The organism is Niallia endozanthoxylica (assembly GCF_008710145.1).
GTDB classification, from domain to species: domain Bacteria; phylum Bacillota; class Bacilli; order Bacillales; family Cytobacillaceae; genus Bacillus_BD; species Bacillus_BD endozanthoxylica.
Map to the genome: position 1 here is coordinate 106,256 of NZ_VYKL01000015.1, position 22,401 is coordinate 128,656.

Annotated in this window: 22 protein-coding genes and 1 riboswitch; of the genes, 10 read left to right on the forward strand and 12 right to left on the reverse strand. The window is 37.4% G+C overall.

Annotated features, from left to right (window positions below):
* Positions 1-158 precede the first annotated feature (158 nt).
* Positions 159-273, forward strand: a riboswitch (SAM riboswitch).
* 165 nt (positions 274-438) lie between these two features.
* The 4 genes from F4V44_RS07625 to metH are packed head-to-tail and all read left to right on the forward strand — an operon-like array spanning position 439 to position 8,013.
* Complete coding sequence (locus F4V44_RS07625; protein WP_150439405.1) at positions 439-1,557, forward strand: methionine biosynthesis PLP-dependent protein; 1,119 nt, start codon at positions 439-441, stop codon at positions 1,555-1,557.
* Positions 1,550-2,707 carry a cystathionine beta-lyase gene (gene metC / locus F4V44_RS07630; RefSeq protein ID WP_150439406.1) on the forward strand — a complete coding sequence of 386 codons (1,158 nt, stop codon included), beginning with the start codon at positions 1,550-1,552 and terminating at the stop codon, positions 2,705-2,707. The genes F4V44_RS07625 and metC overlap by 8 nt, the downstream gene beginning before the upstream one ends.
* A 22-nt stretch (positions 2,708-2,729) precedes the next feature.
* On the forward strand, positions 2,730-4,577 hold the full coding sequence (locus F4V44_RS07635; protein WP_150439407.1) for a bifunctional homocysteine S-methyltransferase/methylenetetrahydrofolate reductase: 1,848 nt from the start codon (positions 2,730-2,732) through the stop codon (positions 4,575-4,577).
* A gap of 19 nt (positions 4,578-4,596) precedes the next feature.
* Entirely contained in the window at positions 4,597-8,013 is a 3,417-nt protein-coding gene (gene metH / locus F4V44_RS07640) for a methionine synthase (RefSeq protein WP_396897494.1), read from the forward strand.
* 54 nt (positions 8,014-8,067) lie between these two features.
* On the opposite strand, the gene F4V44_RS07645 is transcribed toward metH, so the two are convergent.
* The 5 genes from F4V44_RS07645 to F4V44_RS07660 form a co-directional block, all read right to left on the reverse strand.
* Positions 8,068-8,259: a hypothetical protein gene (locus tag F4V44_RS07645; protein WP_150439409.1), complete on the reverse strand. Its 192-nt coding sequence runs from the start codon at positions 8,257-8,259 to the stop codon at positions 8,068-8,070.
* Positions 8,260-8,357: 98 nt separating this feature from the next.
* On the reverse strand, positions 8,358-9,437 hold the full coding sequence (gene mnmH, locus F4V44_RS07650; RefSeq protein ID WP_150439410.1) for a tRNA 2-selenouridine(34) synthase MnmH: 1,080 nt from the start codon (positions 9,435-9,437) through the stop codon (positions 8,358-8,360).
* 62 nt (positions 9,438-9,499) lie between these two features.
* Positions 9,500-9,646: a hypothetical protein gene (locus F4V44_RS27290; protein ID WP_191090607.1), complete on the reverse strand. Its 147-nt coding sequence runs from the start codon at positions 9,644-9,646 to the stop codon at positions 9,500-9,502.
* Positions 9,647-9,752: 106 nt separating this feature from the next.
* Entirely contained in the window at positions 9,753-10,328 is a 576-nt protein-coding gene (locus F4V44_RS07655; protein WP_150439411.1) for a hypothetical protein, read from the reverse strand.
* Positions 10,329-10,464: 136 nt separating this feature from the next.
* Positions 10,465-10,746, reverse strand: a complete 282-nt coding sequence (locus tag F4V44_RS07660; protein ID WP_223881835.1) for a late competence development ComFB family protein — start codon at positions 10,744-10,746, stop codon at positions 10,465-10,467.
* 163 nt (positions 10,747-10,909) lie between these two features.
* Here F4V44_RS07660 and F4V44_RS07665 point away from each other — a divergent pair, with 163 nt between their 5' ends.
* Together F4V44_RS07665 and F4V44_RS07670 are read left to right on the forward strand one after the other, a co-directional pair.
* Entirely contained in the window at positions 10,910-11,062 is a 153-nt protein-coding gene (locus F4V44_RS07665) for a YpzG family protein (protein WP_150439412.1), read from the forward strand.
* A 289-nt stretch (positions 11,063-11,351) separates the two neighbouring features.
* A complete protein-coding gene (locus F4V44_RS07670; RefSeq protein WP_191090608.1) occupies positions 11,352-11,534 on the forward strand; it encodes an aspartyl-phosphate phosphatase Spo0E family protein in 183 nt (60 codons plus the stop codon).
* 370 nt (positions 11,535-11,904) lie between these two features.
* On the opposite strand, the gene F4V44_RS07675 is transcribed toward F4V44_RS07670, so the two are convergent.
* The 3 genes from F4V44_RS07675 to F4V44_RS07685 form a co-directional block, all read right to left on the reverse strand.
* Positions 11,905-12,570, reverse strand: coding sequence for a YIP1 family protein (locus F4V44_RS07675; RefSeq protein ID WP_150439414.1), 666 nt, complete (start codon positions 12,568-12,570; stop codon positions 11,905-11,907).
* Between the two features lie 153 nt (positions 12,571-12,723).
* On the reverse strand, positions 12,724-13,539 hold the full coding sequence (locus F4V44_RS07680; protein WP_150439415.1) for an alpha/beta hydrolase: 816 nt from the start codon (positions 13,537-13,539) through the stop codon (positions 12,724-12,726).
* A 155-nt stretch (positions 13,540-13,694) separates the two neighbouring features.
* Positions 13,695-14,108 (reverse strand): hypothetical protein, encoded by a 414-nt coding sequence (locus F4V44_RS07685; protein ID WP_150439416.1) that lies wholly within the window; start codon positions 14,106-14,108, stop codon positions 13,695-13,697.
* Between the two features lie 312 nt (positions 14,109-14,420).
* On the opposite strand from F4V44_RS07685, the gene F4V44_RS07690 reads away from it, so the two are divergent.
* A complete protein-coding gene (locus F4V44_RS07690) occupies positions 14,421-14,762 on the forward strand; it encodes a cupin domain-containing protein (protein WP_150439417.1) in 342 nt (113 codons plus the stop codon).
* Between the two features lie 68 nt (positions 14,763-14,830).
* Here the strand turns inward: F4V44_RS07690 and F4V44_RS07695 are convergent, their stop codons facing one another.
* Both F4V44_RS07695 and proB read right to left on the reverse strand, forming a co-directional pair.
* Complete coding sequence (locus F4V44_RS07695; RefSeq protein WP_150439418.1) at positions 14,831-16,078, reverse strand: glutamate-5-semialdehyde dehydrogenase; 1,248 nt, start codon at positions 16,076-16,078, stop codon at positions 14,831-14,833.
* A 14-nt stretch (positions 16,079-16,092) separates the two neighbouring features.
* Positions 16,093-17,199, reverse strand: a complete 1,107-nt coding sequence (gene proB, locus F4V44_RS07700) for a glutamate 5-kinase (RefSeq protein ID WP_150439419.1) — start codon at positions 17,197-17,199, stop codon at positions 16,093-16,095.
* 694 nt (positions 17,200-17,893) lie between these two features.
* Between proB and F4V44_RS07705 the strand changes: the two genes are divergently transcribed.
* From F4V44_RS07705 to F4V44_RS07715, 3 genes are all read left to right on the forward strand, one after another.
* Positions 17,894-18,169 carry an ACT domain-containing protein gene (locus tag F4V44_RS07705; protein WP_150439420.1) on the forward strand — a complete coding sequence of 92 codons (276 nt, stop codon included), beginning with the start codon at positions 17,894-17,896 and terminating at the stop codon, positions 18,167-18,169.
* A gap of 25 nt (positions 18,170-18,194) precedes the next feature.
* Positions 18,195-19,556, forward strand: coding sequence for a PFL family protein (locus F4V44_RS07710; RefSeq protein WP_150439421.1), 1,362 nt, complete (start codon positions 18,195-18,197; stop codon positions 19,554-19,556).
* Between the two features lie 152 nt (positions 19,557-19,708).
* Positions 19,709-20,806 (forward strand): AI-2E family transporter, encoded by a 1,098-nt coding sequence (locus tag F4V44_RS07715; RefSeq protein ID WP_150439422.1) that lies wholly within the window; start codon positions 19,709-19,711, stop codon positions 20,804-20,806.
* Between the two features lie 103 nt (positions 20,807-20,909).
* Here the strand turns inward: F4V44_RS07715 and cdaS are convergent, their stop codons facing one another.
* Both cdaS and trpA read right to left on the reverse strand, forming a co-directional pair.
* The gene (gene cdaS / locus F4V44_RS07720) at positions 20,910-21,512 is read right to left on the reverse strand and encodes a sporulation-specific diadenylate cyclase CdaS (protein WP_317978312.1); all 603 of its coding nucleotides are present in this window, start codon (positions 21,510-21,512) and stop codon (positions 20,910-20,912) included.
* 109 nt (positions 21,513-21,621) lie between these two features.
* The gene (gene trpA, locus F4V44_RS07725; protein WP_150439424.1) at positions 21,622-22,401 is read right to left on the reverse strand and encodes a tryptophan synthase subunit alpha; all 780 of its coding nucleotides are present in this window, start codon (positions 22,399-22,401) and stop codon (positions 21,622-21,624) included.

Sequence of the window (22,401 nt, forward strand, 5' to 3'; positions counted from 1 at the left end):
TCATTGATACTTTAACATTTTCATTTTAGTTTACATAATAATTTTATGTTATATAAATTATCAAATGATATTTATAAAAATGTAAATTATCGTTATTTTTATAAAAATGATTGCAAGTTTTATTCTATTGTAGTAAAGTTTAAGAAATTAATCATGATTTCTTATCAAGAGAGGTAGAGGGGATGGCCCAGGGACACCTCAGCAACCTTCAATGCCATGTATTGAAAAGGTGCTAATTCCAGCAAGTTTATATATAAACTTGAAAGATAAGAAGAAGTCCTGTTTATTCAATAAACTAAAGTCTTCTTCTTTAAGAAGACTTTTTCTTTTGGGTAAAAGCACCCTTTTTAACCAAGTACACTTATAAGAAATATCAACATGAAAAGGCGGTTAGGAGTTGTATCTCCCCCCTTTCTGAAGAATAAGGAGTGTTATTATATGTATAGAACAGATACGAAGCTAGCGCAAATTGGAAATAGAAGCGAAGAAGTAACAGGCACGGTTAGTGCACCTGTCTATTTTTCTACTGCTTATCGCCATGCTGGAATCGGCCAGTCTACCGGCTTTGATTACAGCCGTACAGCTAATCCGACAAGACAGATTCTTGAGGAAGCTATTGCAGATTTAGAAGGCGGAGACCGCGGATATGCATGCAGCTCTGGCATGGCTGCCATTTTAACGGTTCTTTCTCTATTTCAATCCGGTGATGAATGGATTGTATCGAAGGATTTATATGGAGGTACGTACCGCATTCTTGAGGAAGGCTTCAAAAAATGGGGATTAACCTGTCGTTATACCAATACAAGTGATGTTCAGAATATCGAAAAGGAAATTACCCCTCAAACAAAAGCAATCTTCCTAGAAACTCCGACAAACCCTCTCATGGAGCAAACGGATATTTCTGAAGCTGCACGAATTGCAAAAAAACACAATATTTTATTAATTGTTGATAATACATTTTATACCCCTATCCTGCAACAGCCGATTCTTCTTGGAGCAGATATCGTGATTCATAGTGCCACCAAATATTTAGGCGGGCATAACGATGTCCTTGCTGGCTTAATCGTTGCTAAAGGAACTGAGCTTTGCGAAAAACTAGCTAAATACCATAATGCAGCTGGAGCTGTGTTAAGTCCATTTGATTCATGGCTATTAATGCGAGGAATGAAAACTCTTGCTTTGAGAATGGAGCGCCATGAACAAAACGCCAAGGAAATTGTCGAATTTTTAAAAAAGCATGAGAGCATTACCGATGTACTTTATCCAGGGCACGGCGGAATGATTTCCTTTCGCATTATTAGTGAAAAATGGGTAAACCCATTTTTACAAAATCTAAAATTAATCTGTTTTGCCGAAAGTCTAGGCGGAGTTGAGAGCTTTATCACCTACCCGGCTACGCAAACACATGCAGATATTCCGGAAGAAGTCCGCAACGAAACAGGTGTTGATAATCGTTTATTACGTTTTTCTGTAGGAATTGAAAATGTACAAGATATTATCAATGATTTAACACAGTCATTGGCAGCTGTTAAAAAGGAGATTGTTATTCATGAGTAACCAATATACATTTCAAACAAATTTACTTCACAATAAACATAAATTTGATCCGGCAACAGGGGGTGTAAGTGTCCCGATACAACATGCTTCTACTTTTCATCAAAATGATATTGATACATTTGGAAAATACGATTATAGCCGAAGCGGAAATCCAACGAGGGAAGCTTTAGAGGAGGTAATTGCAGAATTGGAGGAAGGCTGCCGCGGCTTTGCTTTTTCCTCCGGAATGGCTGCCATTTCTACAGCCTTTTTATTACTGTCTAAAGATGATCATGTCGTGATTTCTGAAGATGTATACGGCGGTACCTTTAGAATGGTATCACAGGTTCTAATCCGCTTTGGAATCAGTCATACGTTCGTTGACATGACTGATCTAGAAGCAATCAAACAGGCCATTCAACCGAACACAAAGCTGTTTTATGTTGAAACACCTTCTAATCCGTTATTGAAAGTAACAGATATTAAGGCAGTTAGCGACCTTGCTAAAAGCCATGGAGCTTTAACCTTCGTTGACAATACATTTTTAACACCAGCTATTCAAAAGCCGCTTGCACTTGGTGCTGACATTGTCCTGCACAGTGCCACTAAATTCTTATCAGGTCATAGTGATGTTGTGGCAGGCCTCGCAGTTGTGAAGGACCCTGCTCTAGCTGAAAGACTTTATTTCTTACAAAATTCATTTGGTGCGGTTCTTGGTGTGCAAGATGCGTGGCTTGTTCTTCGCGGCTTAAAAACACTTCATGTCCGTCTGGAGCATTCTGTTTTAGCTGCTGAAAGATTAGCCAACTTCTTCAAGGAGCATCCACTTGTGAGTAAGGTTTATTATCCTGGCTTGGCTGACCATCCGCAATATGACATCCAGCGTACACAAGCATCTTCAGCCGGTGCTGTCCTATCTTTTGAGTTAAAGAATGAAGCCGTATTCAGAACGTTTGTTGAAAATGTAAAAATTCCTGTTTTTGCAGTAAGTCTTGGTGCAGTTGAGTCCATTCTCTCTTATCCAGCAAAAATGTCACATGCAGCAATGCCTGAAGAAGAGCGAGCACAGCGTGGAATTACGAACAGTCTCTTACGTCTTTCAGTTGGACTTGAAAATCCTGAAGATTTAATAAAGGATTTCTCCGAGGCACTAGATAAAGTAAAGCAATAAAATTTTGACCGGGGATGATTACATGAATTTTTTAAAAAGACTAGAAAATGAAATATTAATAGCTGACGGCGCAATGGGTACTCTCCTCTATTCTTATGGAAAAGACAGTTGCATTGAACAGCTGAACCTCTCACATTCAGAGCAGATTATGGATATCCATAAGGCCTATTTGGATGCAGGTGCACAGATTATTCAAACAAATACTTATGCGGCCAATTACTTAAAGCTTAGCCGTTATGGTTTAGAGGATTCTGTAAAGGAAATCAACAGCAAAGCTGTCCAACTTGCTAAACAAGCTGTCCAATCAAAGGCTTATATCGTTGGAAGTATGGGCGGAAATCGTGGAATTAACCCGCAAGCTATTTCAATCGAAGAAATAAAAAGAAGTTTCCGTGAACAATTATACTGCTTACTGCTTGAAGGAGTAGACGGTATTTTACTAGAAACCTATTATGATTTAGAAGAGCTAGAAACAGTTCTTGCGATTGCTAGAAAAGAGACCGATATACCGATTATTGCCCAAGTATCCATGCAGGAAGTTGGAATACTTCAGGATCATACTACTATCGGAGAAGCTTTAAATCGACTAGAAAGTTTAGGTGCTGACGTTGTCGGTTTAAATTGCCGCTTTGGCCCCCATCATATGCTGATGGCATTAGAACAAATTGCCATCCCGTCCAAAGCGTACTTATCCGCCTATCCGAATGCTGGACTGCCTGCTTATACAGACGGAGTTTTTCATTATGACGGCGATCCAGACTATTTCCGAAAATCAGCTCAATCCTTCCGTGAACAAGGTGTCCGCTTACTAGGCGGATGCTGCGGCACAACACCTGAACATATCCGTGCATTTGCCTTAGAGCTTAAAGATACTGAGCCTGTACAGGAGAAGGCACTAAAAATAAAGGAAGAGAAAATTGTCATTTCCACACCAACTATTGAACGAGAATATCTTCCTCTGCAAAATATTGTGAAAGAACGACCATCGGTGATTGTTGAGTTAGATCCTCCCAAAAAACTAGATACAACTAAGTATTTTAGAGGTGTGCAAGCCTTAAAAGAAAAAGGGATTGATGCCATCACAATGGCTGATAATTCACTTGCTTCACCAAGAATATCCAACTCGGCATTAGGCCATTTGGTAAAGCAGCAAACCGGGGTACGTCCACTCATTCATATTACATGCCGCGACCGTAATGTGATTGGATTACAATCCCATTTAATGGGATTGCACACATTGGGATTACATGATTTGCTAGCCATTACCGGTGACCCGGCAAGAGTCGGTGATTTTCCCGGAGCCTCTTCTGTATACGATGTTTCTTCTTTTGAGCTTATACAAATGATTAAGCAATTTAACGAAGGTCTATCGTTTTCTGGAAAGGATTTAGGACAAAAAACTTCATTTTCTGTAGCAGCAGCCTTTAATCCAAATGTACGTCAGCTTGATAAAGCAGTACAAAGACTTGAGAAAAAAATAACCTATGGTGCAGATTATTTTATTACTCAGCCTGTTTATTCAGAAGAAAAAATCATTAGTATATATGAAGAAACCAAACATTTAGATACTCCTATTTATATTGGATTAATGCCATTAACAAGCAGTAAAAATGCCGAATTCCTTCATCATGAAGTACCTGGCATTAAAATTGCTGATTCTATTCGTAATAGTATGGCAGCCTATAAAGATGACCCAATAAAAGCATCACAAGAAGGAATAAATATCACAAAAGCACTTATTGATACCGCGGCTGAATTATTTAACGGCATTTATCTCATTACTCCGTTTTTGCGATATGAAATGACTGTTGAATTATCCGAATATGCAAATCAAACATCAGAGAGATTAAGGAGGAAACACCGTGTCTAAAGCATCAATAACAGAACAAATGAACAAGAAAATTCTCATTATGGACGGTGCCATGGGCACGATGCTGCAACAAGCTGATCTTTCTGCTGATGACTTTGGCGGAGAACAATTAGAAGGTTGTAATGAGAATTTAAATCTCACCCGTCCTGATGTCATTGAATCCATTCACAGGCAGTATTTAGAAGCAGGCGCAGATATAATTGAAACGAATACATTCGGTGGAACGCGAATTGTACTTGATGAATACGATTTAGGTGCTAAAGCTTATGAAATTAATAAAATTGCCGCTGAAATAGCAAAACGAGCTGCAGACAGCTATTCTACCCCATCATGGCCGAGATATGTTGCCGGTTCTATGGGACCCACAACTAAAACATTAAGCGTTACAGGTGGAACAACTTTTCTCGAGTTAACGCAGGATTATGAAGAACAGGCCCGTGGTCTAATTGACGGCGGTGCTGATGCTCTGTTACTTGAAACAAGCCAGGACTTATTGAATGTAAAAGCAGGCTTTCTCGGAATCCAACAGGCATTTGAAAAAACGGGGACCACTCTGCCACTTATGATTTCCGGGACAATTGAACCAATGGGCACGACTCTCGCAGGACAGTCAATTGAAGCATTCTATATTTCAGTTGAGCATATGAAACCAATCGCCATTGGATTGAATTGTGCGACCGGTCCTGAATTTATGCAGGATCATATTCGATCCTTAGCTAAGCTGTCAACCTCTGCTGTCAGTTGTTATCCAAACGCTGGACTTCCTGACGAAGAAGGCCATTATCATGAAACACCTGAATCACTGGCGCAAAAATTGTCAGGATTTGCACAAGAAGGCTGGCTTAACATTGTTGGCGGATGCTGCGGCACAACACCTGAACACATTAAAGCCATTTCAAAAGCCATGCAAAACTACCAGCCAAGACAGCGTGAAGAGCATAATCTTCACATGGTTTCCGGCATTGAAGCATTTATTTATGATGACCCAACACTAAGACCCATTATGGTTGGAGAACGAACAAATGTCATTGGCTCAAGAAAGTTTAAACGCCTGATTGCTGAAGGAAAATTTGAGGAAGCAGCTGAAATTGCACGAGCTCAAGTGAAAAAAGGGGCTCATGTCATTGACCTCTGTCTCGCCGATCCTGATCGCGATGAAATGGATGACATGGAGAACTTTATCAAAGAAGTCGTTAAAAAAGTAAAAGTACCTCTTGTCATCGATTCTACCGATGAAGCCGTAATAGAAAAAGCCCTTTCCTATTCCCAAGGGAAAGCAATCATCAATTCAATTAACCTGGAGGATGGAGAGGAACGTTTTCAAGCCATTGCTCCACTTATCCACAAATATGGTGCTGCTGTTGTGGTAGGAACAATTGATGAAAAAGGGATGGGTGTTACAGCTGAAAAGAAACTTGAAATAGCCGAGAGATCCTACCAACTATTAGTGGAGAAATACGGAATTCCACCACAGGATATTATTTTTGATCCGCTTGTTTTCCCGGTTGGAACTGGTGATGAACAATATATTGGCTCCGCCAAAGCAACCGTTGAAGGCATCCGAATGATCAAGGCGAAATTCCCGGAAGTCCAAACCATACTCGGTGTAAGTAATGTGTCTTTCGGGTTGCCGCCGGTTGGTCGCGAGATTCTAAATTCTGTTTATTTATATCACTGTACTTTAGCAGGTCTTGATTATGCGATTGTCAACACAGAAAAGTTAGAACGTTTTGCTTCCATTTCAAAAGAAGAAGTTGCCATGGCTGAACGACTTCTTTTTGAAACAACAGATCAGTCATTGGCTGAGTTTACTGACTTTTACCGTGATAAGAAAAAAGAAACAAAAAGCGGCCTGCCTGATATGACTCTTGAAGAACGGCTCTCCTACTATGTTGTCGAAGGTACAAAAGAAGGCTTGATTCCAGATTTGGAGTCGGCTTTAGAGAGCTATCCAGCACCGCTTGATATTATCAATGGCCCGCTTATGGAAGGTATGAAGGAAGTCGGCCGTTTATTTAATGATAACCAACTAATTGTTGCTGAAGTGCTGCAAAGTGCCGAGGTCATGAAAGCCGCTGTCTCTTACTTAGAGCCATTTATGGAAAAAAATGATACATCGGCTGCAAAAGGAAAAATTGTTCTTGCAACTGTAAAAGGTGATGTGCATGATATCGGTAAAAACCTTGTAGATATCATACTAACGAATAATGGCTATGAAGTGGTTGACCTTGGTATCAAAGTTGCACCGGCTGAATTAATTGATACCATTAAAAAGGAAAAACCTGATATGGTCGGATTGTCTGGCTTACTGGTAAAATCGGCACAACAAATGGTTATCACTGCTCATGATATGAAGCAGGCTGGTATAGACATACCAATTTTAGTCGGTGGCGCTGCCCTATCACGTAAATTTACTGATAATAAAATTTCAAAAGAGTATGATGGTGTCGTTCTTTATGCAAAAGACGCTATGAACGGACTGTCTCTCGCCAACCAGCTGCAGGACCCGGCTGAATTTGAAAAATTAGTTCAAGCAAAAAAAGAAAAGGAAAATGCTGTACCGCTTGAGCCATACGTAAGACCAACTGGTTCAGTTGCAGTGAAAGTCCGCAAAAAAGTAATCAGTGATGCGCCGGTTTTTGCGCCGCAGGATTTAAAGCGGCATTTATTAAAGTCTTATTCGTTATCCCATGTAGAACCATATATTAATAAACAGACGTTAATTGGCCACCATCTCGGATTAAAAGGAAAACTGGAAAAGCTGCTTAAAGAAAGGGACGAAAAAGCACTGAAATTAAACGAAATCGTCAATGGATTAATCGAGGATGCTAACAACAATGGCTGGATTACACCGGCTGCTGTCTATCAATTTTTCCCTGCACAGTCAGATGGAGACAAGGTGCTTATCTATGATCCAAATGATACAACAAAAGTAATTGAAACATTTGAATTTCCTAGACAGGAATCAGAACCTTTCCTTTGCTTAGCAGACTATTTAAAATCAGTTGACAGCGGAGAAATGGATTATGTATCATTTTTTGCTGTAACAGCAGGTAAAGGAATCCGTCAAATTGCAGATCGTTTAAAAAATGATGGTAAATTTCTAGAGAGTCATGCCCTGCAAGCCTTGGCATTGGAAACAGCAGAAGGATTAGCTGAATTAATCCATCGTCAAATTCGAGATCGCTGGGGATTCCCTGATCCTGTGAACTTTACGATGAAGGACCGATTTGCTGCCAAATATCAAGGCCAGCGCTTCTCATTCGGCTACCCGGCATGTCCTGATCTAGAGGATCAACAGAAGCTATTCAAATTGATTTCTCCAGAGGACATTGGGATTGAACTGACAGAAGGATTTATGATGGAGCCTGAGGCAAGTGTTACAGCCCTAGTCTTCTCCCATCCTGAAGCAAGATATTTTAATGTATTACGATAATAAAAAAAGAAATCGGTTATATTAAGCCGATTTCTTTTTTTACTTCCTGTGAACTTATAAATTCTCATTTTGCTGCCCTATTTCATTACTTGCAATAAGGATATTGGCTTCTTCCACTCTCTTATGTTCATCTACGGAATCACCGGCAACAATTTTTTCATTCGGAAAGATAGATCCATTTTCGACGGTAACTTTTTCTTCTTCTGGAGCAGTCGTAAGATAGTCTTTTGTTTTTGCTTTTGCCACGGTTTATCACTCCTTACTATAAGGGTAACCTTAGCCGTTTAACTTATGTCTGGCATTTTCAACAAAAAACAGCCTAGCCATTGTAAATGCCAGGTTGCTTACATTTCTAGTGCTGTTTCTTCCATTTTAGGAAGATATTGTTCAATATACTTTTCAATCTCGTCTATTGCCCTTTCGAGATGATCTGCTTGTATTTCCGTAAAATCGTTTGTATACTCATGTTGTTTAAATTGATAACGGGGGTCATAATAATATTGCAGTAGTAAGCGTATGACCTCCCTATACTGTTTATTTTTTGTATTCTCCAGCAAAGTATTGTATACTTCATCATCTTTTAAGCGTTTTTTTATTAATCCGACCTTTTCTAGAATGGTATCATGAAACCAAGGTTCATTTTCATTTGGTTTTACATACTCATTATAAATACGCATGACTCTTGTTTCAATGGAAGCATGTAAATAAATATTTAAACCATTAATTTTTTTCTCATAAAGCTCATCAGGCTGACCTGCTCTTCCAATTCGCTTGCTTTCTGCCTCAATAATGAAATAAGAAAATCTCTTTATCTTTTGCAGACTTTCAAATAATAAACTGTCAAAGGTCTTTTGATTATTCCCATCAATTGCAAATCCTACTGCCCCAAAAAGCGAACCGCGGTGAGCAGCCATTCCTTCTAAATCTATAACTGGATAACCCTTTTTCTGCAATTGTACTAAAATTTCTGTTTTTCCTGTACCAGTCATCCCATGAAGAACAAGCGCCTGCTTAGGTATTAACATAGGTATCTGTTCTAAAATATACTGACGATAAGCCCGATATCCTCCTGAGATGCGGACTGATTCAATACCGGCCAAATCTAAGAAGGAAGCGATTGATGCACTCCTCATCCCTCCACGCCAACAGTATAACACTGGCTGTTTACCTTCGTCCTTTATATTTTTAATAGAGCCAAGAATTTGTGCAAGCTTTGGGGAAACGATTTCCATTGCTCTCCATTTTGCCTCATTAGCCCCTGTTTGTTTATAAAGGGTGCCAACCTCTTTTCTCTCCTCATTTGTAAAAATAGGAATATTTACTGCACCTGGAATAGATGCCTCCTCAAATTCACCAGGCGACCTTACATCAACTGGTACAACATGTTCCATTTCTAATAATTCTCTTACAGTAATATCTTTCAAAATAACTGCCTCCACCTAATTCTTCACGTATAAAAAGGATATTAGTTATTCTAATATCCTTCTCATTTTTCTTGAGAATGATTGTTTGTCAGCTCTTCACGCAACTGTTCTTCTTCTTCCTTGACACAAATATAAGCGATTTGTTCCTCTAAAAGATGATGCAAAATATCCTTTTCATCTATACATTCACTTAACTTCTCCTCTTTCAAACTCATTACCTCCACGTCAGATATCTAGTATAATTTTTCACAATTATTACAATCTTATACATATAAGCTGCCTCTAGATATTTACATAAAAGTAACATTAAATGGATTAGTAAATGATATTCTTACCAGTTAATTTCGTAAGAGCACAGCAAAATTTTGTCCATTCTTTTGGGAAACATTGCAGCCCTTCACTTTTATACGTTTTAGACCTTGTTTCAAGTTTTACTGACCAGCTTGTACCATCCAGGACAATTCCAGCTTTATCATAATTCGGTTCCCAGTCCCAAATATTTAGTCGGTATATCTCCTGTTTGAATTCGTTTGTACTGCCTGATACTACCGGCCTATATTGCAATTTTTCACAAGGATCTAGATTCATTTCAAAAAAGATAAAGTGTCTATAATTGAAATCTACTTTTACTTGGAACCATGGACTTCCACACTTTTCAATATTTGCGGTTAATGAAACTAGATTTCTCTCTGGAAGTAGCGAGACCATATCATTATGAACATAAAAGAGATCTTTTTTTCTACTAATTACTGACTTGATATGTGTATGTCTAACAGGCTTTTTTCTTTCTTTCATAAATAATGGATTATTATTTACTTGTTGACAAATAGAAGGAATACTCGCGTGTCCCGCTTGATCGAGATAAGATAGAATAATTTCATACATATTCATTTATTGTACCTCCGAAAGATATCCTTTCATAATGGGTTCATTACAATCTTGTAAATTCCATCACTTACTTTAGTTAATGACAGTATACAGCAATGGTTTCGATTTATCTGTAACAATTGGCACTAACTGATTATAATTAACCATCATGTTTGGGATATTTTCCGACAATATGAATAGCTTGAATAAGCTTATTATTTATCCACTTACGATTCTCTTCACTATTTATATATTCAAATACTCGGTTTCTCCCTTCTTCTGTTGTTACATAATGACTGGGAAGAGTATTTAAACTAAGAGCGATGATTTCATTTCTGCATTTATAACAATGACAGAAGATTTGATAATCAGGGCTCATCATGAAAACATTGACAAGTGTTGAAATCACTTCTTCCATTACATTATAAAATCCTTTATCCATCGTTTCATCCTATCTAAATTTTTCATGAGCTGTAATGATTACTCCATCATATCACAGAATTTATCCATTTTACATGCATATCGATACCTTATTTACCCCATACTAGATATGATACCCTAATGGTTATCATAAGTTTCAGCCATTCTAATGAAGAGGTGATTCGATGAGTTACAGAGATCATGTAGATTCTCACTCCCAGCTTTTCCTTCATACTTGGACGAGACCTAAACATCAAAAGTCACAGGTGAATGGACAAACGAAGAGAAGTCAAAATAATATTATTTTGCGAAGTAACGCGAAGGCCCATCATTGGTAAGAATGCTGATACAAAAAAGAAGGAAGCTATATCAATAGCTTCCTTCTTTTGTATAAAAATAAATGGATTTGGAAAGAAATATTCTTATACATAAAAATATTTTTATAACAAATAAGACAATCATGGACGAATAAAAATAATGTCAGATTTTGATGGCATTTTTTTTATTATTCTTCCTCTCTTTGTGTTAAAATATTTGAAAAGTATAAAATTGTGTGATAAATCACATTTAAATAGTCTATACACTTATTAAATGGAACCAGTATATAATATAGTTCGGGGGTATATGATGGATATCGCGGTTACCAATCCATTATTTAAACAGAAATTACTTCAGCATATACAGTTACTTAGAGAGCAGCTTGTCCTTACCGGGATTAAAGAAGGATTAGATCACGAAAAAACAATCCATCTTAGCCAAAAGCTCGATGAGTATATTTATTTATATCAATCATATGATAAACAAAGCTGAAACAGGAATTACAATAAATACATTCATTAATAAAGTGAAACTTCCATCAGCGGGGGTTTTCTTCCTCCCCACTGATGGTTAGTTGAGGCCCATAGGATGTGGGTCACACAGACGTTGCCACGAATGTGGCGTTCTTAGTCTGTGATTCCACGAATGGACCTTTACGGGCAGTTGATCCCCCACCTATCTTCTTTTTTTATACTCAGAATCTTGAGGTGAGGGTCTTACTGCCCGTTAAGAGTAGGATAAATGTAAAAAAGCCTAAACAATTAGAATCGATGCTAATTGTTTAGGCTTTAACCATTTGCTTACAACGCAATGACTCAATTGGACAAAATCCTGAAACGGCAATCCAGATTTTATTCTTCATTTATAGTCCCACCAGGCTAGAAAAGAGGCTTCCTATCGTTGCCATGGCGAGGGTGATTAAGAAGAAAATAATAACAATAACGAATGATACAGTCTTCGAAAGCTGCCCAACCTTATGTAATCCTAGTGCGGTTAAAATCATGGTCCAAATGCTAAATAGCTCAAATGCGCCTAAAATACCGGATTTATTATTAAATAAACCACCAAGGCTTGTGATATATCCATCCGTACTGCTTACGCCAATCGCTGCCATAATAGCAAAATTCAATAGAGTTCCAATTCCAGTGATAAATGAAATATAAGTATTCATAGAAAATAATTGTTTAAAGGATGTCTCTTTTCTAGCAATTTTAACAATTATAAAATGAATAAGCGAGGAAAATAAAATAGCAAAAATCGGTGCTGCAAAGCCTGACACTGCTGTTGTTGCTTTTGCAATCGCAAGAGTCATTTCTGCTTCCTGTGTCGTCATACCTGGAAGCATTAAATCCTCTGCTGTCATAGACATAGCGATAATCAAATAAGCTGCTATGTTCAAAACTGTAACAACTAAAAGAGGAATCCATATTCGAGGATTTTTGCGGATCTTATTAAATTGTTCCCCCGGGCTCCAAATCATTCCTAACAGCTTTGGTCCTGGAATTTTTCCCTCTGCTTCTTTTTCCATTCCTAAAATCACTCCTTATGTAATAATAAAATAACCTAACCTTTTATTTATACGCAAAACTCGACAAAAAGTTTCGTTTTTCATTAAAATACCGGTCCAAACATCGTTTTTCATCACTTTCCTATGAATTTATTTATATTCTAAAAAAACGCATCAAAAATTAGATACGTTTTGCTTTTGTTCTATATTCATTTCATCGCACACCCATTTGCGAGTTGTTTGAATTAATTCAGTGAAATGTGCAGCATTAGAATAGGTATGATTCGCTCCATTTATTTCATATCTTATCACTTTACCGCTTAATCGTTTTGAAAGTGTCTTTTCATATTCTTTTGCATATTTGACAGGAATATCATCATCACCAGTACCATGAACAATTAATACATTTCCAGAATAATGTACAGTGCTTTGTAATGGCTGATAGAATGCAAGTGATTCAAAGAATGGCATTGTTAAAGAATATCCTAAATAATCGAATTCTGATACAAGCTCTAATGACCGAACGTTCTCCTTTCCAACAATCCTGCTAATATCTTCTAATGGATATGCTACCGAAGACCAGAGAATTAATCGTTTAATCCTCACATCCTTTACGGCTGTTAAAACAGCTGTCGCCCCGCCTAGGCTGTGTCCAAGTAATGTAATTTGATTGGAATTAATTTGTTTTAATTGACAGGAAAAATCAATAACCGTCCTCAATTGATCAATAAAATCGTGTAATCCTGTTTGACCATAATTGCCGCTGCTTTCTCCACACCCTGATAAATCAAAGCGCAGGACAATCAATTGATCCTGATTTAATTGTTGCGCTGCTTTTACAAAAAGCCTGTCAACTCCCACCTTACTTCCGATAAAACCGTGACAAATAATAACAAGGGGATATTTTACTCCCTCCTTTAAGTTATCAGGATAATCAATCGTTGCCGATAATTGTTCCTCTTTCCAATTGATGAATACAGATTGTTTCATTTAATTCTCCCCTTTCGTCCGCATCAAACACCTTTTTCAAATATTTCTTATAAGTTTACTTGGTTTTAATAATAAAAAAATCTCCACTTAAATAAGTATATAAAGATACTATATTTAATGGAGAGCTATTTGTCAATTATATTACATGCCATTTATCATTTATTTTGCACGGCCTGCTCAAATGGAGCGTAAAATTTCCCTCTTGGAGCAATGATATCTGAATCAGAACATAGTATTTCTCCATCTACCTCATATTCCCCTTCAGGAAAAAAATCAAACAGTACGCTATTAATATGCAAGTCTATGAAATAATCATATAATTCATACATTAATTGTCGATATTCATCATAATCAATAATTTCTCCAAATTCATCCACTTCAAAATTCTTTTTTATCGCTTCTTGAAATTCGAAGTGATTGGAAGTAGCTATTTCTAAATCAACATCTGCACATTCTAGACAAAGCAAAACCTCTTCATCTTTAATTTCTTCATATGATTTTTCTACAATGAACTGTAAAATTCCAATAATTTCTTGTTCGTTTAGTAGTTTTTTCGAAGTCTTTATCATAAAACAATCCTCCATGACACCCTTGACTATTTATTAATAACCATACAATCCAACACTTTACAACATTTTTTATTCTACAATGTCACTTTTTGCGGTTTCCCAAGAAATAATGAGAATTGCGAATGGCCCTGCTAAGTTACTATTATAATTCCAATTAATGATTACAGCCACAATGGAGCTTTCGCACATTTTTCCTTTTTTGGATTAACCATACATAATATTTTATTTTAAACAGAATCTAAAAGATAGATTTTTTATTCTACCCGCATCTCTTCTTTTTCAAAAGTTTGAATTTGCCGGAGGTTTATAACAATGGAAAAGAAATCACTTATTGAGGCCATTGAATATAGTGAAAGCCGTTTTACAAAACGAGTATTGTTCAATGAGGGAGGAAGCACCATATTTTTATTAAATTTCATGCCCGGTCAAGAGCTCCCCACCCATACTCATCCAGGTTCGGAGTTATTTCTGCATGTAATAAAAGGGAAAGGAAAACTAATCATTAATGGAAAGGAAACTGACATTACTGAATATGATGTCATTCATGCAGCTGGTGATGAAGAGTTTGCCTTCAAAAACTCAAGCAATGAACCAGTTAGTTTATACGTTACTTTATGTAAAATACCTAATGATCAATATGCGCAAAATATATAATCAATGTTTTTGATTTATAGCTAAAAGAAGGACAGCCTGCTCGACTATCCTTCTTTTTTCTTTTATTATTAGCCTCTAATCTGACCATCGCCTTGGATAAAATATTTACTAGAGGTTAACGCTTTAAGCCCCATTGGACCGCGTGCATGAAGTTTTTGTGTACTTATTCCAATTTCTGCACCAAAACCAAACTCAAAGCCATCAGTAAATCTTGTCGATGCGTTATGATAGACAGCTGCAGCATCTACAGAAGTTAAAAATTGATCCGCATGGCCCTGATTTTCTGTTATAATGGCTTCTGAATGTCTTGTACCGTATTGATTAATATGTTCAATAGCTTCTTCAACATTTGAAACAACCTTAATACTAACAATAAGAGCTAAATATTCAGTATACCAATCTTCCTCAGTAGCTTGCTTTGCAAATGGAACCTTTTGACAAACTTTCTCGTCTCCAATTATTTCTACTTCTTTTTCTTTTAAGGCAGCAACAAGCTGTTCACCATATTGATTAAACCAATTTTCGTGGATAAGAATAGATTCGATGGCATTACAAACAGATGGACGTTGAGTTTTTCCATTAATAGCAATCGTGACTGCCATTTCAGGTTTAGCACTCTCATCGATAAATAGATGACAGTTCCCTGCACCTGTTTCAATTACTGGTACAGAAGCTTCCTTAACAACTGTATCAATAAGCTTTTTACCACCGCGCGGAATTAACACATCTAAATAATCATTTAAGTGGAATAGTTCTTTTGCACTTTCTCTATTTGTATTTTCAATCGATTGAACTGCTTCAATTGGCAGGTTTGTTTTTGCAAGGGCACGATGAATTGAATTTGTTAATACCTGATTGGAAAATTGTGCAGAAGAACTGCCCCTTAAAATGATAGCATTCCCCGTTTTTAATGCCAACGTTGCTGCATCAACCGTTACATTTGGTCTTGCTTCATATATCATCCCAATTACGCCAATCGGCACCCGTTTACTCTTAATGATTAGCCCGTTGTCCTTTTGAATGGTCTCGAGTGTCTCGCCGACTGGATCCTGCAGTGTAATTAATTGTTGAATCGCTTCTGACATATCCTTTATTCTTTTTTCATTTAACATAATTCGATCTAAAACTGAGTCAGAGAGTCCATTTTGTTTCCCAAGTTCTAAGTCCTTAGCATTTTCTGCCAATATTTCTTCCTGATCAATCAATAACTGCTCAGCAACTCTCGCCAATGCTTCATTTTTTTCAGCCGTTGTTTTTCCATTTAATAGAAAGCTCGCCTTTTTAGCTGCTCTGCCTTTTTCCAACACTTCACTCATAATCCTCGTCCTCCCTATTTCTTTACTTTCACCCAATTATCACGATGAATCACTTCTATTGCTGCTACAACCATTTGTTTTTCCACTTCATCACTGCGTTTTCCCATTACTTTTTTCAATTCCTCTGATGAGTAATATACTTCGCCTTTACCGAGCAGACCGGTTGAACCGAAAACCTCAACAACATCTCCCTTTTCAAAAGACCCGACAATATCATATATTCCTGCTGGTAATAAACTCCTGCCTTCTATGGTTAAGGCCAATTCAGCTCCCTGATCAATGTAAACTTTACCAGCTACTTCAGAATGAAGAGCAATCCATTGTTTTGGATTATTTACCGTTGTAAGAGTATCATTCCCAATATAGGTGCCATCTCCATCTCCGGTAAGAATGTCAATTAATTTCTGTTTCCCAGATCCTTTCCCAATAAAGACCTTGACTCCAAGGGACAACGCTGTTTTAGCGGCTTCTAACTTTGATCTCATGCCTCCAGTTCCCACTTTCGAACCTGAGTCCCCTGCCATCCCCATAATCTCATCTGTAATGTCACTTATGTGAGTCCATTTTTTTGCTAAAGGATTGGTTTGAGGATTTGAATCATAAAGACCGTTAATATCTGTTAAGATAATCAACTGTTCAGCATGAACAAGTCCGCTGACTAGTGCTGACAACATATCATTGTCACCAAATGTCAGCTCCTGAACAGACACCGTGTCATTTTCATTGATAATCGGAAGAATCCCTCTATCCAATAATTCGGAAATGGTCTGAAAGGCATTTCTGTATCGGTCTTTTTTAGAAAAGTCATTTCTCGTTAATAGAATTTGTGCAGGAATAATATTAAATACACTGAACTGTTCAATATATGACTGAATTAATAAACTTTGACCTACAGCTGCAGCCGCCTGCTTCCCCTTCAATGTAACAGGCCTTGAGGGGTAGCCTAATCTGGAAAAGCCAGCCGCCACTGCTCCGGACGAGACTAATAGAACTTCATGCCCCTGTTCGCGGAGTGCAGCAACTGCTTCGACATGATCGCTGAACTTTTCTTGATCAATCTCACCCTTTGAGTTTGTCAATGAACTACTACCGATCTTTACAACAATTCGTTTCTTCTCCATTCTTCAACCCTCTACTTTTAATATTTTAACAAACATATTCGTAATTTTCAGTTTCTAGACATTAAACGATGGCTAAAAATACATACATGATAAACAAAAAACCCTTTTCATCCTCACTGTAAAGGACGAAAAGGGCTAATTTCCGTGGTACCACCTTCATTGAATGCTTAAAAACAACATTCCGCTTGAAATGATAACGCTAAATGAATAGCGCCCGTGCTTTAACACGAGACTCGGACGGCAGGTTCTGAGGCTTTACTGTGATGAGGTCTTCCAGCTTCAAACCTCACTCTCTTGCACATAAAGAATCTCATACTAATCCGTCGTCAGACGTTCGTATATCGTTCATTTTTTACTATTATGCACATGAAGTATTGAGTTGTCAATACTAAAGCTATCTTAGTTATCCCTTTAGAAATAAATATTATATAAAAATATTGATATTTTTTTACATTATTCTACAATGATAGATAGAGTAGATAGTGAGAATAATACTGATATTAATCCGTGATAAAGTGAAACTTCCATCAGTGGTTTTTTTCTATCCCCCACTGATGATTAGTTGAACCAATCGGACCTTTACGGGCAGTTGATTCCCCACCTATCTTCTTTTGTATACTCAGAATCTTGAGGTTGGGGTCTTACTGCCCGTTAAGAGTGGGATAAACAACAAAATAGCTCCGAGGTGAAAAAAATGAATCAAAGACGTGCCATTGTAAGTGTGATTGGAAAGGACCAGGTTGGTATAATTGCAAAAGTAACAACCATTTTATCTGAAAACAAAGTAAATATTCTCGACATCAGCCAAACGATATTACAAGATTTTTTCACAATGATGATGCTTGTCGATGTTACTGATTTTGAGGACCTCGAAGGACTACAAAAGCAACTAACCGAAATAGGTAATGCACTTGGTTTAAATATCACACTTCAATTAGAAGATATTTTCCAAGCAATGCACCGCGTTTAAATAAAAGAAAGAGGGTTTTCCACCTATGAATATTGCCATTAATGAAATGATTGAAACGATTCGAATGGTTCAGGTTGAAAATTTAGATATTCGGACTGTAACAATGGGAATCAGCCTTCTTGATTGCGCTGACAAAGATTTTGATAAAATGAACAAACGAGTTTATGAAAAAATTACAACTTATGCAAAAGATTTAAAAGAAGTAGCAGAAAAAGCTGAAAAGGAATTCGGGATTCCAATTATTAATAAAAGAATCTCCATCACACCGGTTGCTGAGCTATTAGGTCATGCCACAAAAGAACAGGCTGTAGAACTAGCAAAGACACTTGACCGAGCAGCGGTTACATTAGGCGTCGATTTTATTGGCGGATTTTCAGCACTTATACATAAAGGACTTTCCAATGGAGATCAAACATTACTAGACGCACTCCCAGAAGCATTGAGTGTGACAGAGCGCGTATGTGCTTCTGTTTCTGTAGCTTCAACCCGTTCTGGTATTAATATGGATGCAGTCAAGAGAATGGGTATGATTATTAAAGAAGCGGCCGATCGAACAAAACATAAAAACGGGCTTGCCTGTGCAAAGCTCGTCGTATTTTGCAACGCAGTAGAAGATAATCCGTTTATGGCAGGTGCTTTTCACGGAGCCGGTGAAGGCGAGGTTGTATTAAATGTTGGTGTCAGTGGTCCCGGTGTCGTTTTAAATGCGCTGAAAAGATATCCAGACGCAGATCTTGGTGAGGTAGCCGATATCATTAAAAAAACAGCCTTTAAAATTACCCGTGCAGGAGAATTAATCGGCCGTATTGTAGCAGAACGTCTTAACGTTCCCTTTGGGATTATGGATTTATCACTCGCACCAACAAATGCGCAAAATGACAGCGTAGCAGAGATTCTTGAAGAAATTGGCTTAGAAAGAGTTGGAACCCATGGCACAATCGCTGCTCTTGCCTTAATGAACGATGCAGTCAAAAAAGGTGGAGCCATGGCAAGTTCTTATGTAGGCGGTTTAAGCGGTGCATTTATTCCCGTTAGTGAAGATAACGGTATGATTCGTGGCATTATCGACAATTCATTAACTTTATCAAAGCTTGAAGCCATGACCTGTGTATGTTCAGTCGGTCTCGATATGATTGCTTTAACAGGTGATGTAACCCCTGCTACTCTTTCAGCGATTATTGCTGATGAAGCGGCAATTGGTATGATAAATAAGAAAACCACTGCTGTTCGAGTTATTCCAGTACCAGGTAAAAAAGAAGGCGAAATGGTAGAGTTTGGCGGATTATTAGGACGTGCACCTGTTATGGGTGTAAATCCATACAGTTCTGAAAAAATGATAAAGCGTGGGGGAAGAATTCCAGCACCACTGCAATCACTCATAAATTAATTAACGTAACTAAACCTTACATTTCTTGGCTTGGATGCTTTTATATCCAAGCTTTTTTACTTCTCAGTCTAAACCGAAGATTCGTTTAAAAATTATGTAAATACTTCTAGATTTGCTATAATTAATCTATCTTAGAGAAAAAGGTGAAGCATTTGGCAAAAAAGAAATTTCAATATTGGACACTGCAAATTTTGATTATCGTCAGCATTATTTATATATCAACTAAAATTTCATTTTTATTTGAACCGATTGGGATATTCTTCTCTACATTGTTTTTCCCTATCCTGATTTCTGGATTTTTATATTTTCTGCTAAATCCATTTGTTGGATATCTTCAAAGGCTTAAGTTACCGCGATTACTTGCTATCATTGTTATTTATGTTGTCATTATTGGCTTGATGGGACTCATCATTGGCAATTTAATCCCCATGATTTCAAAGCAGGTTACAGCCTTCGTAAATGATGTTCCAAGATATTATAGACAAACGATGTTATTTTTAGATCAGCTTTCTGATTCAGAACAATTTAAATGGGTCATGACACAAGAATATATCTCGATAAATAATATTGTTGAAGAGCTAAATAATTATGCTGCAACACTTCCTACGAGAATAACTAATAGTATATCAAGCATTGTTGGTGTGGTGGCTGATATTGCTATAACTATTGTAACTGTTCCTTTTTTGTTATTTTATATGTTCAAAGATGGAGACAAATTTCCCAATTTGATTTCAAAATTCCTTCCCCCTTCCTACCGAAATGAAGGCTTAAAAACGCTAAAAGAAACAGGCGAAACACTTGCTGCATATATAAACGGCCAAATAACCGTTGCTTTATTTGTCGGGACTCTTTCCTTTATTGGTTATGTTATTATTGACTTACCATATGCGCTAGTCATGGCCTTAATCGTAGCTGTCACAAATATCATTCCGTATGTCGGACCATTTTTAGGCGGTGCACCAGCCGTTTTGATTGCATTATTTGATTCACCAACAAAGGCGATATTAGTCATCGTAGTTATTACGATTGCTCAGCAGGTTGAAGGAAATGTTCTTTCTCCGCTTATCCTTGGAAAAAGATTAGATACTCATCCTGCCACAATTATTATTATTCTCCTTGTTGCCGGAAATTTAGCAGGTATCCTAGGCATGATTTTAGCCATTCCTTTTTATGCAGTCATAAAAACAATTATCCTTAATTTTGTCCGTTTTCTACAGCTAAGAAAATCAACAATCAATACGGATGGATAGAAAGGTGGATTATTATTCGAGGGACTAGGTATTGCAGCTAGACATTAACGAAAAAACAGCCACATTTTTTATGTGGCTGTTTTTTCGTTTCCTTTCCTGCTTGTTAGACACTCGCACGTACGACAAATAATTGACCATCTAAAGCAAATGAAATTCGGCCTGTTTCTTCAGATACGACGATGACCATAGCATCTGTCTTTTCCGAAAGTCCAATGGCAGCACGGTGTCTCGTTCCAAGCTTACGATGCTGATACGTAATATCTGTCAAGGGAAAGATATTTCCTGCCGAATGGATGGTATCATTACGAATAACAACTCCTCCATCATGTAAAGGATTCCCTGGATAAAACACCGTTTCAAGTAAAATATGGCTAATATCAGCTTCTATCAACGTTCCATTATGAATATATGGATCTAATTGATCAGAGCGTTCCACAGCAATTAATGCACCATGCCGTTTCTCCGATAGATACTGCGCAGCTAGTGATAAATTTATATATTGTTTAGTATAGGGAGCTAAATGTGATTGCAGATAATAAACAGCAGCAAAATTTTGAGCTTCAGATACAAGTCTTTGCATTTGATCAAGGTCTGATAAAATACAGCAGTCATGCTCATGTATTGTCGCATATATTTTATTTACATGGGACTCTATGTGCCCCATATATCGGTGTAAATGTTCCATGTATTGTTCCTTATGTTCCATCACTGTCATCCTTTTGGTATTCCTTGCTGTTTCTTTCGTTCATTACCGCTTTTTTCGTTTCCCTATATATCCTTCCCTAAACCTGGCCAAATACAACGATTCTAATAAATTAAACAGATACAGATTTTGCCGTTTGAATTAATTCTTTAATCCTAGCTTCATCCTTTTGTTCAAACAAATCAACAATTTTACTGCCTACAATTACACCATCACAGAATTGTGTCATCTCTTTTATATGTTCTGGTGTCGAGATTCCAAAACCAGCAAAAACAGGCAGCGGAGAAAGGTCTTTCACTCTTTGTAAATGTTTATGCAGTTCCACATGAAATCCCTGCCTTGCTCCTGTTATTCCATTGACTGTTACAGCATATAAGAATCCGTTCCCTTTATTAGAAATGGTTTTAATTCTTTCATCTGAACTATTTAATGTTACTAAACGAATAATTTCAATGCCTGCAATTTTAGCAAGAGGTTCAATTGTTTCTTCTTCTTCAATTGGTAAATCAGGCAGGATTAGCCCATCAATACCGATTCTTTTACAATCAGCAATAAAAGCTTCCTTGCCATAGGCTAAAATTGGATTCATATAAGTCATAAAAATAAGCGGAATGTTAACCTTCGAACGGAAGGATTCGATTGTCTCTATAATCTTCTTTACAGTCGTTCCTGCTTTAAGCGCCCGAATTCCTGCCTGCTGAATAACCGGACCATCTGCGACCGGATCTGAAAAAGGAATGCCTATTTCAATCGCAGTTGCACCGCACTCTTCTAAAAAGCGAATTCTGCTTTCGAGAACGTCTAGGCCGCCATCTCCTGCCATAATATATGGAACAAATGCCTTTTCATGCCCCAATTTTACATTTTGCAATGCTTTTTCCAAACGATTCAT